We start from the raw sequence: 14,677 nt of genomic DNA, 5'->3' as shown, positions 1-14,677 counted from the left end.
CCGGATGCTTGAGGAGACCCGATGACCGACGCCGCAGCCCTGTCCCGCCTCCGCGACTCCGCCGCCCTGCTGCAACCCGACCTGGTCGCCCTGCGCCGGGCGCTGCACCGGGAGCCGGAGATCGGCCTGGAACTGCCGCAGACCCAGGCGAAGGTGCTGGCCGCACTGGAGGGCCTCCCGCTGGAGATCACCCTGGGCAAGCAGCTCAGCTCGGTCACGGCGGTGCTGCGCGGCGCCCGGCCCGGCCCGACCGTCCTGCTGCGGGCCGACCTGGACGCGCTGCCGGTGCAGGAGGCCGACGGCCTGGAGTACGCCTCCGCCGTCCCCGGCACGATGCACGCCTGCGGGCACGACCTGCACACGGCCGGTCTGGTCGGCGCGGCCCGGCTGCTCTGCGAGCGGCAGGCCGAGCTGGCCGGGAGCGTGGTGTTCATGTTCCAGCCCGGCGAGGAGGGCGACGGCGGCGCCCGGCTGATGATCGAGGAGGGCGTGCTCGACGCCTCCGGCGAGCGTCCGGTCGCCGCGTACGCGCTGCACGTCGGCGCGTCGGTGCTGCCGCACGGCTGGGTGGCCACCCGGCCGGGGCCGGTCATGGCGGCGGCCGACGTCCTCGCCGTCACCATGCACGGCCGCGGCGGCCACGGCTCCAGCCCGCACCTGGCCCTGGACCCGGTCCCGGCCGCGTGCGAGGCGGTCACCGCGCTGCAGACGATGGTGACCCGCCGCTTCGACGCGTTCGACCCGGTGGTGATCACGGTCGGCAACTTCCACGCGGGCACGGCCGACAACGTGATCCCGGACGACGCGGTGTTCCAGGCGACCGTCCGCTCGTTCTCGCCGGAGGCGCGGACCCGGGTGCTGGAGCTGGCCCCGCAACTGGTGCGCGGCATCGGCGAGGCGCACGGGCTGACCGTCGAGGCGGTGGTCGAGGAGGGCTACCCGGTGACCGTCAACGACCCGGCCGAGGCCGGCTACGCCGCCGAGACGGCCCGTCAACTGCTGGGCGCGGACCGGTACATCGAGATGCCGCGACCGGTCGCCGGGTCGGAGGACTTCGCCGTGATCGGCGAGCAGGTGCCCTCGGCCTACCTGATGCTCGGCGCCTGCCCGCCCGACCTCGACCCCTTCACCGCCGCCTACAACCACTCGCCCGAGGCCCGCTTCGACGACGCCGTCCTCGCCGACGGCGCGGCCCTGCTGGCGGCCCTGGCCCTGGGCCGCCTGACGGCTGCCTCCTGACGGACGAGCCGGGTCGGCGGGCCACCGCCTGACGGCCCGGCCGGGCCGTCAGGTCACTCCGGCCAGGGGGACCAGGGGTCGATGGGGACGTAGCCGGTGGCGCGGCCCTCGTCGTCCAGCAGGCGGCCGACCAGTTTGACCGCGCGGAGCGTCAGCTGCCGGTCCCGGACCCCGGCGCCCGGGAAGCGGCGGGCCAACTCCTCCTCCAGCCGCCGCAGCTCCGAAAGCTGACGTGCCATCAGATAGGTGACCAGGTTCGCCGGGCCCACCGTCACCGCGCACATCCGGGCCTGCGGCAGGGTGGCGAACCAGGCGGCGGCCGACTCCAGCCGGTCGGCCGGCAGGTCCAGCCACAGGAACAGGCCGACCGGATGCCCGGTCAGCCGGGGCGACGCGTCGCAGCGCAGCACCAGCCGTCCGGAGTCGCGCAGCTCCGCCAGCCTGCGCCGGACCGTGGTCGCGGGCAGGCCGGTGCGCTGCGCCAGCTCGGCGTAGGGCATCCGGCCGTCCTCGCCGAGCGCCAGCAGCAGCGAGCGGTCCTCGATGATCTGCCGCCCCGGGCCCCGGGCCGCGCCCACCTGAGCCCCCGCGCCCGCAGGGCCCTCCACTCCTGCCCTGCCCACCCGGGCCGCCCGAGCCCCCGCGCCCGCTGGGCCTATGCCGCCCGCAGGGCCCCCCGCCGCCGGGACCGCCGCGATGGCCTCGCGTTGCTCCGGGTCCAGCGCGCCGTCGTGCCAGCGGCTGCCCTCCCGTACCGTGCGCTCGACCAGCGCGGTACGGGTCCGCAGCACGCCGGGGACGGCGCCGACCCGGTCCAGGACGTAGCGGGTGAGCAGCGCGGGCTCGGTCGCCCCCACCGTGAGCAGCAGGTCCGCGCTACCGGTGACCAGCTCGATCGACGCCGTCTGCGGGTCCCGCGCCAGCCGGGCGGCCACGGCGGCGACCCGGTCCGCCGCGCACTCCACCTCGACCAGCGCGGTCAGCCCGTAGCCGAGCCGGTCGGTCGAGGGGTAGCAGGTCACCCAGGCGTCCCCGACCGCGGTCAGCCGGGCCCAGCGGCGGGAGAAAGTGGCCGGATCCACCCCCAGCGGGGCGGCTAGCCGGGACCAGGGCGCACGCGGGTCCACGCGCAGGGCGTCGACCAGAGCGAGGTCCAGCTCGTCGATCATGGCTGATCCGTGCGCGGGGACGGCTGCGGCAGCGGATTCATGCGGTGCGGGGTCATCGTGGCCCAGGTTAGCGATCCTTTCGGCCACCCGCCCCACCTGCCCGCCCCGCCCTACCTGCCCCCGCCCTGCCCCACCTGCCCCGACCCCCGACGGCGGCCCCCCACAGCCCCCACCCCCACCCCCACCCTGCGGATCCTAGGACGTGCCCGTGAACCGACCGCCCGCCCCCGACCGCGGCCCCCGCGGCCCCCGCCCGCCCCGCGGCTCGCGACCGCTCCGGCGCACCGCGCCCTCCGTGGTGACCCTGCTGGTCCTGGTCGAGTTCTGCAGCGGCGTGCTGCAGGGCGGCTTCCCGATCCTGCTGCCGCACCTCGGCGACACCCTGCACCTCGGCGCCGGTGCCGTCAGCCTCACGCTGGGGGTGGAGTTCCTGGTCGCCGGGGTCGCCCTGCCGCTCAGCTCCCGCCTGGGCGACCTCTACGGGCACCGACAGCTGCTCCGGGCGACCCTGCTGCTCACCCTGCTCGGCTACCTGGTCACCGCCGTGGCCGGTTCGCTCCCGCTGCTGCTGCTCGGCCGCGCGCTGGCCGGATTCCTCTCCTGCTGGCTGCCGCTGGAGTTCGCCATCGTCCGGGACAGCCTGGGCGAGCACCGCGGCGGGCGCGCGGTCGGCCTGCTGGTCGGCTCGCTCACGGTGGGCAGCACCCTGGGCGCGCTGGTGGTCGGCGGCCTCAGCGGAGCCGGGACCGCCCCCGCGCCCCTGCTCTGGGGCCTGGCCGCGTTGGCCGCGCTGCCGCTGCCGGTGGTCTGGTTCCTGGTGCCCGAGTCCGCCGTCCGGGCGCCGGGACGGATCGACTGGCCCGGCGCGGTGCTGCTCTCGCTCGGGCTGACCCTGGTCCTGGCCGCCCTGGCCGGCGGCTCGGCAGCCGCGGTCCGGTTGGCGCTGCTGGTGGTCGGCGTGGTCTTGCTCGCGCTGTTCGTCCGGCAGGAACTCCGCAGTGCCGAGCCGATGGTGGACGTCCGGCTGCTGGCCCGCAGGGCCACCGCGCCGGTCTTCGCGCTCAGCTTCCTGCTCGGCTGCGCCCTCTACGGCGCGCAGGGCCCGATGCTGACCTTCGAGGCGGCCGACCCGCGTGCGGACGGCTACGGCCTCGGCGTCTCCACCCTCGGCCTGGGCCTGCTGGCGCTCCCGCCGACCCTGGGCGCGCTGCTCGGAGCGGTCACCGCGGACCGCCTCGGCCGCCGCTTCGGCCCCCGCGCGGTGCTGGCCGCGGCGTACGGGTGCTGCGCCCTGGGGTACACCGCGATCACACTGGCGCACACCGCGGCCTGGCAGGTCGCCACCGCCGCGGCGGTGTCCGGCTACGGTGCCGGGATCGGTCTCAGCCTGCTGCCCAGCCTGCTGATGCGACGGCTCCCGGCCGACCGGACCGGGATCGGCACCGGCGTCTACAACACCCTGAAGTCGCTGGCGGGAGCGGTCGCCGGGGCCGCCGCGGCGGCGGTGCTGGACAGCTGGCTGCTGCGGCACGGGGTGCCGACCGAGGGCGCGTACCTGGCGGTGTGGGTGGGCTGCGCCCTGCTCTGCGGCCTGGGTGTGCCGGTCGCGCTGGCGCTGCGCGGAGCGGCGCGGCCGGGGGCGGATGCGGTCGGCGCGACGGAGGCGGTGATGACCGGAGCCGCCGCGCGGTGATAGGGCTGTCCCTGACCCGCACGCCACGCACCGCCACGCACCGCCCGCCGTGGTCCCCAGCCGCTCGCCCACCCGGCGTCCGCCCGCCCCTCCGTCCCGTCCCGTCCCGTCCAGTCCAGGAGACCCGCCCATGGCCGTCGCGCCGACCGTCACCGCCCTCCGTGAGTCCGCCGCCGCACTCCAGCCGGAGCTGACCGCGCTGCGCCACGCCCTGCACCGGGAGCCCGAGTTGGGCCTCGACCTGCCGCTGACCCAGGCGAAGGTGCTGGCCGCGCTGGAGGGCCTCCCGCTGGAGATCGCCCTCGGCGAGAAGCTCAGCTCGGTGACGGTGGTGCTGCGCGGCGGCCTGCCCGGCCCGACCGTGCTGCTCCGTGGCGACATGGACGCGCTGCCGGTGCAGGAGACCAGCGGTCTCCCGTTCGCCTCGGAGATCACCGGCGCGATGCACGCCTGCGGCCACGACCTGCACGTCACCGCGCTGGTCGGCGCGGCCCGGCTGCTCTGCGAGCGGCGGGCGCAGCTGGCCGGGGACGTGGTGTTCATGTTCCAGCCGGGCGAGGAGGGACGCGGCGGGGCCCGGGTGATGATCGACGAGGGCGTGCTGGACGCGTCCGGATCGCGTCCGGTCGCCGCCTACGCCCTGCACGTCGCCTCGTCGATGCCGCAGGGGCAGGTGCTCGGCCGTCCCGGTTCGATCATGGCCGCGGCCGACACCCTGGTGGTCACCCTGCGCGGACGCGGCGGCCACGGCTCGGCCCCGCACGCCGCGCTGGACCCGGTCCCGGCCGCCTGCGAGGCGGTGCTCGCGCTGCAGACGATGGTGACCCGGCGCTTCGACGCCTTCGACCCGGTCGTGGTCACCACCGGGCTGCTCCGAGCCGGGACGATCAACAACGTGATCCCGGACGACGCCTACTTCGAGGCCACCGTCCGCTCGTTCTCGCCGGAGGCGCGGGCCCGGGTGCGCGAGGAGTCGGTCCGGGTGGTCCGCGGCGTCGCCGCCGCCCACGGCCTCGACGCCGACGTGGAGTTCGTCGAGGTCTACCCGGTCACCGTGAACGACCCGGTCGAGGCCGCGTTCGCCGCCGAGACCGCGCGCGAGCTGCTCGGCCGCGACCGCTGGACCACGCTGGCCCAGCCGCTGGCCGGGGCCGAGGACTTCTCCTTCGTCGCCGAGCGGGTCCCGGCCGCCTTCTTCTTCCTCGGCGCCTGCGTGGACGGGCTCGATCCGGCCACCGCGCCGTACAACCACTCGCCGGAGGCCGCCTTCGCGGACGCGGTGCTGGCCGACGGCGCCGCGCTGCTGGCCGCGCTGGCCCTGGGACGGCTGGACCGGGACGGCGCGTCCGGAACCGCCTAACTCCATAACTCCGGGCCGATCCTCCGTCATACCGCGCGCCACGGCACCGGAACCTGTAAGGATTTCCCCGGTTGGTCGACCTACTGAGGAGTTTGGGTGGCGGAGCAGGACCAGGCCCAGCGGTTGCAGTGGAACGAGCAGGTCATCGAGGAGTTCAGGGCGAACAAGGGGGTGGTCGGCGGCCCGTTCGAGGGGGCGACGCTGCTGCTGCTCACCACCAGGGGCGCGCACACCGGGCTGCGGCGGACCATGCCGCTGGCCGCGCTTCCGGCGGGGGAGGGGCGCTGGGCGGTGTTCGCCGCCAACGGCGGCCGGCCGCACCGTCCCGGCTGGTACTACAACCTGGTGGCCGAGCCGGAGGTGACGGTGGAGCTGGGGACCGAGCGGTTCCGGGCCGTGGCCGCCGACGCGGCGGGGGAGGAGCGGGAGCGGCTCTGGGCAGCCCAACTGGCGGTGCTGCCCGCGCTGGCGGACTTCCAGGCCACCGCGCCGGGGCCGATCCCGGTGGTCGTGCTGACCCGCCAGGGCCGGGACGTATCCTCGGACGCATGAGCGACGCGGCGACCGGGATTCACCCGGAGGACAAGAAGATCATCACTCTGGCCCGCTCGGTGCGCGCCCGCAACGGCGTGGCCGAGGGGGCGGCGGTCCGGGACGAGACCGGCCGTACCTACGTCGCCGGGACGGTCGAGCTGGAGTCGCTGCGGCTGAGCGCGCTGCAGACCGCCGTGGCCATGGCGGTGGCCAGCGGCGCCAAGGGCCTGGAGGCCGCGGCCGTGGTCAGCAAGGCCGAGGAGGTCGCCGCGGCCGACCTCGCCGCCGTCCGCGACCTGGGCGGTCCCGGTACGCCGGTGCTGCTGGCCGGGCTGGACGGCTCGCTCCGGGTGACGGTCGAGGCGGGCTGAGCGGCAGCCGCCCGTCTTTCGAACGCACGTCTTGCCGTCAGCCCCGCTCCCGCTAGGGTCGGGGCTGACGCCGTGGTGACGGCGTTCGGAAGGGGAGGATGCCGTGGGGGGCATAGGGTTTGTCGCCGGGGTGCTGTTCGTGCTGATGGGCATGGGCCACTGGCAGGAGGACGGGAACCCGGGCTGGCTCGCGGCCTCGATCATCGTGGCCATGTTCACCGTCGTCGGCGGTCTGGGGGCACTCTTCAAACGGGGGAAGTAACCCGGCTGCCTGCCGTGGACACTGCGGCTCCGCCGCATGGGGGAGAATGGTGCGCATGAGCTCTCGCCCCACCCAGCAGTCCGCCGGGCCCGCCACCGACGCCGCCGACGACGCCCCGCAGGGGGCCCGCCCGCACCGGTCGGGCTTCGCCTGCTTCGTCGGGCGCCCCAACGCGGGCAAGTCGACCCTCACCAACGCCCTGGTCGGGATCAAGGTCGCGATCACCTCCGACCGCCCGCAGACCACCCGGCACACCGTCCGCGGCATCGTGCACCGGCCGGACGCGCAGCTGATCCTGGTGGACACCCCCGGCCTGCACAAGCCGCGCACCCTGCTCGGCGAGCGGCTCAACGACGTGGTCCGGGCCACCTGGAACGAGGTGGACGTGATCGGCTTCTGCCTCCCCGCGGACCAGAAGCTGGGCCCCGGCGACAAGTTCATCGCCAAGGAGCTGGCCGGGATCAAGCGCACCCCCAAGGTCGCCGTGGTCACCAAGACCGACCTGGTGACCTCCAAGCAGCTGGCCGAGCAGCTGATCGCGATCTCCCAGCTGGGCGCGGAGCTGGGCATCGAGTGGGCCGAGATCGTCCCGGTGTCGGCGAAGCTGGGGGCGGAGCGAAGCGACTCGGACAAGGGTGGTGGTGGGCGGGGGGCCGGCCAGGTGGAACTGCTGGCGGACCTGCTGGTGCCGCTGCTGCCGGAGGGCCCGCTGCTCTACCCGGAGGGCGACCTCACCGACGAGCCCGAGCAGGTCATGGTCGCCGAGCTGATCCGCGAGGCCGCGCTGGAGGGCGTGCGGGACGAACTGCCGCACTCGCTGGCCGTGGTGGTGGAGGAGATGCTGCCGCGCGAGGGCCGCCCCGAGGGCAAGCCGCTGCTGGACATCCACGCCAACGTCTACATCGAGCGGCAGAGCCAGAAGGCCATCGTGATCGGCGCCAAGGGCTCCCGGCTGAAGCACGTGGGGACGGTGGCCCGGCAGCAGATCGAGGCGCTGCTCGGCACGCCGGTCTACCTGGACCTGCACGTCAAGGTCGCCAAGGACTGGCAGCGCGACCCCAAGCAGCTCCGCAAGCTCGGCTTCTGACACCGTTTCGGGTGTCGCCGACGCCCGGCTGGAACTGCCGCCGCGCGCCTTCCGGACCTGGGACGACGCAGGGGGGACACTGCGTCCTGGCACCTGTCCTCGACGTGCCTGTCGGGGGCCGATCCGAGGGGCCGCCGCCCCGGGGAGTGCCTTCCCCGGCGGCGGTCACTGTCCCTGGGCCATCACCAGGGCGATCAGACTCTTCTGACTGTCGGTCAGCTTGGGGTCCGAGCAGTGCCCCGGGCTCCGGTCGTCCACGCTGATCGCGTAGTGGAAGCCGTCCGGCACCCCGAAGTCGGGCGTGCGGGCGCAGGAGCCCAGGGCCTCCCTGGCCAGGGCGTGGATGTGCGGGGCATCCGGACGGCCTTCGGTGTCGAGGACGGAGCGGCGCTCGGCGCCGAGGATCCCGCCGGAGCGGGTCACCTGGATACGCATAGTCGTCAGTGTGCACCGTTGAGTAGCCAGGGGACCAGTGCGAAGAGATCACAATCGCTCAACTCTGTTCAGCAATCACCAAGCCCACACGTCACATCCACCTCTTCCCTCACTCCGCCACCGGCTGGACCCTCGGCCGGGCCGCTGCCCGGACCCCCACCCGGCTCCAGGCGTCGCGGACCGCCGCCGACTCCGGCCCCGGGCCGTAGCGGGCCTCGGCGGCGGCCTCCGTCGCCGCGGCGAAGGCCGCGAAGTCGGCCGAGGCGGCCAGTCGCCCGCCGGTCAGCACGTCGTACCAGATCTGCCCGGCCCGCTCCCAGGCGTGGCCGCCGATCGCGGTCGCGGCCAGGTAGAAGGCGTGGTTGGGGATGCCGGAGTTGAGGTGCACCCCGCCGTTGTCGCTGTCGCCCGCCACATAGCCGGCCATGGTCGCGGGCTGCGGGTCGGCGCCCAGGTCGGGGTCGTCGTAGGCGGTTCCCGGGGCCTTCATCGAGCGCAGCGCGACCCCGTGCACGCCGGGCGCCAGCAGCCCGGCGCCGATCAGCCAGTCCGCCTGCGCGGCGGTCTGGCCCAGCGCGTACTGCTTGACCAGCGAGCCGAAGACGTCCGAGAGCGACTCGTTCAGCGCCCCGGACTGGCCCTGGTAGTCCAGGTTCGCGCTGTACTGGGTGACGCCGTGGGTCAGTTCGTGGCCGATCACGTCCACCGAGACGGTGAAGTCGTTGAAGAGGACCCCGTCCCCGTCGCCGAAGATCATGCGCGAGCCGTTCCAGAAGGCGTTGTCGTACGTCCGCCCGTAGTGGACGGTGGCGTCCAGCGGCAGCCCGCGGCCGTCGATGGAGTGCCGTCCGTAGGCGGCGAGGTAGAACCCGAAGGTCGCGCCGAGCCCGTCGTAGGCGCGGTCGACGGTGCCGTCGGCCACCGGCGGCGCGCCCTCGGTGCGCACGGTGCGGCCGGGCAGGGTCTGGGTGTGCCGGTCGTCGCTGATGGTCCGGACCGGGGTGTCGAGCAGGGCGGCGGCCCGGTCGGAGCTGCTGGAGCGCAGCCCGCGCGGCGGCGGGAGCAGCGTCCGCCGTTCGCGGTGCCGTTCGTCCAGGGCCAGCGAGCGGGCGGCGGCGGTGCGGACCGCCGGGTCCTCGGCGTGGCTGCGCAGGTGTTCCAGGATGTGCGGCGGGACGATGCCGCAGAAGGGGGAGTGAGTGCTCACTGACCAAAAGTGACATAGATCTCACTCTGTGTCACTCCCACGATGTGGGCACGGCGTTGTGACGGTCCGCCGGGCTGGGCTAGGGTGGTTCGCATCATGCGTACCGGGCTGCTCCTTCTTAGCTGCCGCGGCGAGGGCCTGTAGTTCTTCTGAGGCCGACTCCCTCGTCGCGGGGACTCGTGCTGTGCGCGCTCTTCTCTGTTTGCGCAGTCCGTCTGTCGGTCGGCTCCGTCCTGTACGTATCCGATCAGGGAGCATGAGACCCATGTCTGTCACGCCTTTCAACGAGCGGCCCACGCCTGTCACCGCCGGCACCGTCCGCCAGCAGCCGTCCGGGATGCCGTTCCAGCGCTACGTACCCTTCGGCGCGGTCGACCTGCCGGACCGGACCTGGCCGTCCAAGGTCATCAGCAAGGCCCCGCGCTGGCTGTCCACCGACCTGCGGGACGGCAACCAGGCACTGATCGACCCGATGTCGCCGGCCCGCAAGCGGGCGATGTTCGACCTGCTGGTGAAGATGGGCTACAAGGAGATCGAGGTCGGCTTCCCCTCCTCGGGGGCCACCGACTTCGACTTCGTGCGCTCGATCATCGAGGAGGGCGCGATCCCCGAGGACGTCACCATCAGCGTGCTGACCCAGGCCCGCGAGGACCTGATCGCCCGCACGGTGGAGTCCCTGGTCGGCGCGCCGCGGGCGACGGTCCACCTCTACAACGCCACCTCGCCGCTGTTCCGCCGGGTGGTCTTCAAGGGCTCCAAGGACGACATCAAGAACATCGCGGTGGACGGCACCCGGCTGGTGATGGACTACGCCGAGAAGCTGCTCGACACCAGCACGGTCTTCGGCTATCAGTACTCGCCGGAGATCTTCATCGACACCGAACTGGACTTCGCGCTGGAGGTCTGCGAGGCGGTGATGGACGTCTGGCAGCCCGCCGAGGGCCGCGAGATCATCCTCAACCTGCCGACCACGGTGGAGCGCTGCACCCCCAACGTCTACGCCGACATGATCGAGTGGATGTCGCGGAACCTGTCCCGCCGCGCCTTCGTCGCGCTGTCCACGCACCCGCACAACGACCGCGGCACCGGCGTCGCCTCCGCCGAGCTGGCCGTGATGGCCGGCGCCGACCGGGTCGAGGGCTGCCTGTTCGGGCAGGGCGAGCGGACCGGCAACCTGGACCTGGTCAACGTCGGGATGAACCTGTTCTCCCAGGGCGTGGACCCGATGATCGACTTCTCGAACATCGACGAGATCCGTCGCACGTACGAGTACTGCAACCAGATGAGCGTCCCCGAGCGCCACCCCTACGCCGGCGACCTGGTCTACACGTCCTTCTCCGGCTCGCACCAGGACGCCATCAAGAAGGGCTTCGACGCGCTGGAGGCCGACGCCGCGGCGGCCGGGCACCCGGTCGGCGAGCACACCTGGGGCGTCCCGTACCTGCCGATCGACCCCAAGGACGTCGGCCGCTCCTACGAGGCCGTGATCCGGGTCAACAGCCAGTCCGGCAAGGGCGGCATCGCCTACGTCCTGAAGAACGACCACAAGCTGGACCTGCCGCGCCGGATGCAGATCGAGTTCTCGAAGATCATCCAGGCGAAGACCGAGACCGACGGCGGCGAGGTCACCCCGGCCGCGATCTGGGCCGCCTTCGAGGACGAGTACCTGCCCACCCCGGACGCCCCCTGGGGCCGGATCCAGCTCGGCGCGTACAGCCTGAGCAGCACCCCGTCCGGCAAGGACGCGATCACCGTCCAGGCCGCGGTGGACGGCGCCCCGGTCGAGCTGTCCGGGGTCGGCGACGGCCCGATCGACGCCTTCTTCACCGCGCTGGCCTCGATCGGCGTGGACGCCCGGCTGCTGGACTACGTCGAGCACACCATGAGCCAGGGCTCCGGCGCCCAGGCGGCCTCCTACTGGGAGTGCGCCGTCGACGGGAAGGTGCTCTGGGGCGTCGGCATCGACACCAGCATCGTGCTCGCCTCGATCAAGGCCGTGGTCAGTGCCGTCAACCGGGCGCAGCGCGGCTGACACCCGCGGTTCCGGATCCGTTCCGGGCCTGTTCCGCCCCTGGCTCCCCGCTGTTCCGGCGGGGAGCCAGTGTGTTCTCGGCCACAAATTTCTGATCCACTGGCCGCCGGAGGTACTGACAGCGCATCACCGCCATGGCAGCATCGAGTGCGACCGACACCGGTGTCGGTCCGCAGTCAGGTGGGAGTGCGCCGTGGCACAGTTGGCAGGTGTCCGAGCCCGGTGGCGTACCGAGGCGCTCGGAGAGTTCTTCTGTCCCGCCTGCGGCGGCGACCGCAACTACCGCCGCCAGGGCGGGCGGAGATGGCTGCGCCTGCTCGGACTGCCGCTGCTGCCGCTCGGCGACGCCGGGACCACGCTGCAGTGCACCGCCTGCCGGGCCCGCTACGGCCTGGACGCGCTGGGGATCCCCACCTCCGGCACCCTGCTCGGGATGCTGCGCACCGCGCAGTTCACCGTCGTGCTCGCGGTGCTGGCCGCGGGCGGGGCCTGCCGGGCCGCCCGCGAGGCCGCCGTCACCGCCGTCCACGAGGCCGGCCACAGCGACCTGGACGAGCCACAGCTGCTGGCCGCACTGGCCGCACTGACCGACGGCGACGAGGAGTTGGGCGAGCTGTACGGCTGCGGCAGCGGCCTCGCGGTGGAGCTGCACACCGCGCTGGAACCGCTGGTCCCGCACCTGGCCGAGCCGGGCCGGGAGCGGCTGCTCACCCTGGGCGCGTGGATCGCGCTCGCCGACGGCCCGTACCGGCCGGACGAGCGGGAGGCACTCCGGGCCGCCGGGCGCTGCCTGGAGCTCAGTTCCGAGCGGATCGAGGCGGCGCTGCTGGCCGCGACCCGGCTGCCGCACTCCTGACCCTGCTTCCGGTGACACTCCGGAGCCGGGCCGTGCGCTGAACCGGGCCGTACGGCCGCCCGGGTAGGCGACAATGGCGGGCATGAGTCTGTTCCGCGACGACGGGGTGGTGCTCCGCACCCAGAAGCTGGGCGAGGCGGACCGGATCATCACCCTGCTCACCCGGCAGCACGGCCGGGTGCGCGCGGTCGCCCGCGGCGTGCGCCGGACCAAGTCCAAGTTCGGCGCCCGGCTGGAGCCGTTCTCCCATGTCGACGTGCAGTTCTTCTCCCGGGGCGAGGAGCTGGTCGGACGGCACCTGGCGCTGTGCACCCAGGTCGAGACGATCAACCCGTACGGCAGCCGGATAGTGGACGACTACGGCCGCTACACCGCCGCCACCGCGATGCTGGAGACCGCCGAGCGCTTCACCGAGAACGAGGGCGAGCCGGCCGTCCAGCAGTACCTGCTGCTGATCGGGGCGCTGCGGACGCTCGCCGCGAGCGAGCACGCCGCCCCGCTGGTGCTGGACGCCTTCCTGCTGCGGTCGTTGTCGGTGAACGGTTACTCACCCTCGTTCGACGACTGCGCCAAGTGCGGGCTGCCGGGCCCCAACCGCTTCTTCTCGGTGCAGACCGGCGGCTCGCTCTGCCCGGACTGCCGGGTCCCGGGCAGTGTCGTACCCTCCCCTGAGACACTGGAACTGCTGGGCGCGCTGCTGTCCGGCGACTGGGGCACGGCGGACGCCGCCGAACCGCGCCACGCCCGCGAGGGCAGCGGCCTGGTCGCCGCCTACCTCCAGTGGCACTTGGAGCGCGGCCTGCGCTCGCTCCGCCACGTAGACCGCTGACGACCGTCGACATCCGGGAGAACTGAAAGCCCATGGCAACTGCACGACGCGGACTCTTCAGCGGTCGGCAGCGGGAGTACCTCGCCCCGCCCCCGCACCCCAGCGGTGCGCGACCGCCCAAGATCCCGGGTGAGCTGGTCCCCGAGCACGTGGCCATCGTCATGGACGGCAACGGCCGCTGGGCCAAGGAGCGCGGGCTGCCGCGGACGGAGGGGCACAAGGTCGGCGAGGGCGTCGTCCTGGACGTGCTCAAGGGCTGCATCGAGCTGGGCGTGAAGAACCTCTCCCTCTACGCCTTCTCCACCGAGAACTGGAAGCGCTCGCCCGAGGAGGTGCGCTTCCTGATGAACTTCAACCGGGACGTGATCCACCGCCGCCGGGACGAGATGCACGCGATGGGCATCCGGGTCCGCTGGGCCGGGCGGATGCCCAAGCTGTGGAAGAGCGTGGTGCAGGAGCTGCAGGTCGCGGAGGAGATGACCCGCGACAACGACGTGATGACGCTCTACATGTGCGTGAACTACGGCGGCCGGGCCGAGATCGCCGACGCGGCGGCGGCGCTGGCGGCCGACGTCGCGGCCGGGAAGCTGGACCCGAAGAAGGTCAACGAGAAGACCCTGGCCAAGTACATGTACCACCACGACATGCCGGACGTGGACCTGTTCATCCGCCCCAGCGGGGAGCAGCGGACCTCCAACTTCCTGCTGTGGCAGTCGGCGTACGCGGAGATGGTGTTCCAGGACGTGCTGTGGCCGGACTTCGACCGGCGCGACCTGTGGCGTGCCTGCGAGGAGTTCGCCTCGCGGGACCGGCGTTACGGCGGAGCGCTTCCCAACGAGGCCGCGGTACCGGAGCAGGCGCAGCGGTGAGCTGAGCGTTGGTGGTGCTTGCTGTTCGCGCAGTTCCCCGCGCCCCTGGGTAGGCAGGTGCTCAGCCCCGTTGCTACCTGGGGGGCGCGGGGAACCGCGCGAACAGAAACCCCCGCCGACGTGCCACCCCGGTTCGACCGCGAGCACCCCGAGGCGGGGGCCCGGCGCTACCGCCCCACGCACTCCGTGCAGGTCCCGAAGATCTCCAGGGTATGGGCCACGTCCACGAACCCGTTGTCGCGGGCGACCCCCTCCGCCCAGCGTTCCACCGCGGGCCCCTCCACCTCGACCGTGCGCCCGCACCTGCGGCAGACCAGGTGGTGGTGGTGCCCGCTGCTGCACCGCCGGTAGACCGCTTCGCCGTCGTCGGTCCGCAGGACGTCGATCTCGCCGGCGTCGGCGAGCGACTGCAGCGTCCGGTAGACGGTGGTGAGGCCGACCGAGTCGCCCCGGTGCTTCAGCAGATCATGCAGTTCCTGGGCGCTGCGGAAGTCGTCGACCTCGGCCAGCAGGGAGGCGACGGCGGTGCGCTGGCGGGTCGACCGTGCGGGGGACGACTGGTTCGCTGACGGCGGCGTCACCTGTTTGTCTCCTCGGGCTGATGCGTGCGGGCTGATGCGGGTGGGACCGCGGCCATTGTGCCAGTCGGGCACCGGTTCCCGGGCACCGCCGACGGCCGCGTCTATAGCTTATGATAACCATGTTCGTCAAGAAGCGGAATCCGGGCCCGCCCG

At 73.3% G+C, this 14,677-nt stretch carries 15 protein-coding genes; 11 read left to right on the top strand and 4 right to left on the bottom strand.

The window, feature by feature from the left end:
* Window positions 1–21 precede the first annotated feature (21 nt).
* A complete protein-coding gene (locus ACEZDE_RS07235) occupies window positions 22–1,239 on the top strand; it encodes a M20 metallopeptidase family protein (protein WP_380533667.1) in 1,218 nt (405 codons plus the stop codon).
* A 53-nt stretch (window positions 1,240–1,292) separates the two neighbouring features.
* On the opposite strand, the gene ACEZDE_RS07230 is transcribed toward ACEZDE_RS07235, so the two are convergent.
* Window positions 1,293–2,408: an Lrp/AsnC family transcriptional regulator gene (locus ACEZDE_RS07230; protein WP_380533665.1), complete on the bottom strand. Its 1,116-nt coding sequence runs from the start codon at window positions 2,406–2,408 to the stop codon at window positions 1,293–1,295.
* Between the two features lie 208 nt (window positions 2,409–2,616).
* On the opposite strand from ACEZDE_RS07230, the gene ACEZDE_RS07225 reads away from it, so the two are divergent.
* From ACEZDE_RS07225 to era, 6 genes are all read left to right on the top strand, one after another.
* The gene (locus ACEZDE_RS07225) at window positions 2,617–4,101 is read left to right on the top strand and encodes an MFS transporter (protein ID WP_380533663.1); all 1,485 of its coding nucleotides are present in this window, start codon (window positions 2,617–2,619) and stop codon (window positions 4,099–4,101) included.
* Window positions 4,102–4,231: 130 nt separating this feature from the next.
* Window positions 4,232–5,461 (top strand): M20 metallopeptidase family protein, encoded by a 1,230-nt coding sequence (locus tag ACEZDE_RS07220; RefSeq protein WP_380533661.1) that lies wholly within the window; start codon window positions 4,232–4,234, stop codon window positions 5,459–5,461.
* Window positions 5,462–5,557: 96 nt separating this feature from the next.
* Window positions 5,558–6,013 carry a nitroreductase/quinone reductase family protein gene (locus ACEZDE_RS07215; RefSeq protein ID WP_380533659.1) on the top strand — a complete coding sequence of 152 codons (456 nt, stop codon included), beginning with the start codon at window positions 5,558–5,560 and terminating at the stop codon, window positions 6,011–6,013.
* Window positions 6,010–6,366, top strand: a complete 357-nt coding sequence (locus ACEZDE_RS07210; RefSeq protein ID WP_380533657.1) for a cytidine deaminase — start codon at window positions 6,010–6,012, stop codon at window positions 6,364–6,366. The genes ACEZDE_RS07215 and ACEZDE_RS07210 overlap by 4 nt, the downstream gene beginning before the upstream one ends.
* Window positions 6,367–6,469: 103 nt before the next feature.
* Window positions 6,470–6,628, top strand: a complete 159-nt coding sequence (locus ACEZDE_RS07205) for a hypothetical protein (RefSeq protein ID WP_380533655.1) — start codon at window positions 6,470–6,472, stop codon at window positions 6,626–6,628.
* A gap of 46 nt (window positions 6,629–6,674) precedes the next feature.
* Window positions 6,675–7,715 carry a GTPase Era gene (gene era / locus ACEZDE_RS07200; RefSeq protein ID WP_380533653.1) on the top strand — a complete coding sequence of 347 codons (1,041 nt, stop codon included), beginning with the start codon at window positions 6,675–6,677 and terminating at the stop codon, window positions 7,713–7,715.
* A gap of 165 nt (window positions 7,716–7,880) precedes the next feature.
* Here era and ACEZDE_RS07195 read toward each other — a convergent pair whose 3' ends face one another.
* Together ACEZDE_RS07195 and ACEZDE_RS07190 are read right to left on the bottom strand one after the other, a co-directional pair.
* Window positions 7,881–8,150 carry a protealysin inhibitor emfourin gene (locus ACEZDE_RS07195; RefSeq protein WP_380533651.1) on the bottom strand — a complete coding sequence of 90 codons (270 nt, stop codon included), beginning with the start codon at window positions 8,148–8,150 and terminating at the stop codon, window positions 7,881–7,883.
* A gap of 109 nt (window positions 8,151–8,259) precedes the next feature.
* Entirely contained in the window at window positions 8,260–9,357 is a 1,098-nt protein-coding gene (locus tag ACEZDE_RS07190) for a M4 family metallopeptidase (protein ID WP_380533649.1), read from the bottom strand.
* A 265-nt stretch (window positions 9,358–9,622) separates the two neighbouring features.
* Between ACEZDE_RS07190 and leuA the strand changes: the two genes are divergently transcribed.
* The 4 genes from leuA to ACEZDE_RS07170 all read left to right on the top strand — a co-directional run bounded on the left by leuA (window position 9,623) and on the right by ACEZDE_RS07170 (window position 13,943).
* Complete coding sequence (gene leuA / locus ACEZDE_RS07185) at window positions 9,623–11,389, top strand: 2-isopropylmalate synthase (protein WP_380533647.1); 1,767 nt, start codon at window positions 9,623–9,625, stop codon at window positions 11,387–11,389.
* Between the two features lie 193 nt (window positions 11,390–11,582).
* Window positions 11,583–12,245: a TerB family tellurite resistance protein gene (locus ACEZDE_RS07180; RefSeq protein ID WP_380533646.1), complete on the top strand. Its 663-nt coding sequence runs from the start codon at window positions 11,583–11,585 to the stop codon at window positions 12,243–12,245.
* 82 nt (window positions 12,246–12,327) lie between these two features.
* Window positions 12,328–13,074: a DNA repair protein RecO gene (gene recO, locus ACEZDE_RS07175; RefSeq protein ID WP_380533644.1), complete on the top strand. Its 747-nt coding sequence runs from the start codon at window positions 12,328–12,330 to the stop codon at window positions 13,072–13,074.
* A gap of 32 nt (window positions 13,075–13,106) precedes the next feature.
* Window positions 13,107–13,943, top strand: a complete 837-nt coding sequence (locus ACEZDE_RS07170; protein WP_380533642.1) for an isoprenyl transferase — start codon at window positions 13,107–13,109, stop codon at window positions 13,941–13,943.
* Between the two features lie 167 nt (window positions 13,944–14,110).
* Here ACEZDE_RS07170 and ACEZDE_RS07165 read toward each other — a convergent pair whose 3' ends face one another.
* The gene (locus ACEZDE_RS07165; protein ID WP_380533640.1) at window positions 14,111–14,524 is read right to left on the bottom strand and encodes a Fur family transcriptional regulator; all 414 of its coding nucleotides are present in this window, start codon (window positions 14,522–14,524) and stop codon (window positions 14,111–14,113) included.
* Between the last annotated feature and the right edge of the window lie 153 nt (window positions 14,525–14,677).

It is taken from the genome of Streptacidiphilus cavernicola (assembly GCF_042510955.1).
GTDB lineage: Bacteria > Actinomycetota > Actinomycetes > Streptomycetales > Streptomycetaceae > Streptacidiphilus > Streptacidiphilus cavernicola.
The sequence above is the reverse complement of the archived record's forward strand: the minus strand, read 5'-3'. Positions and strand labels throughout refer to the sequence as shown.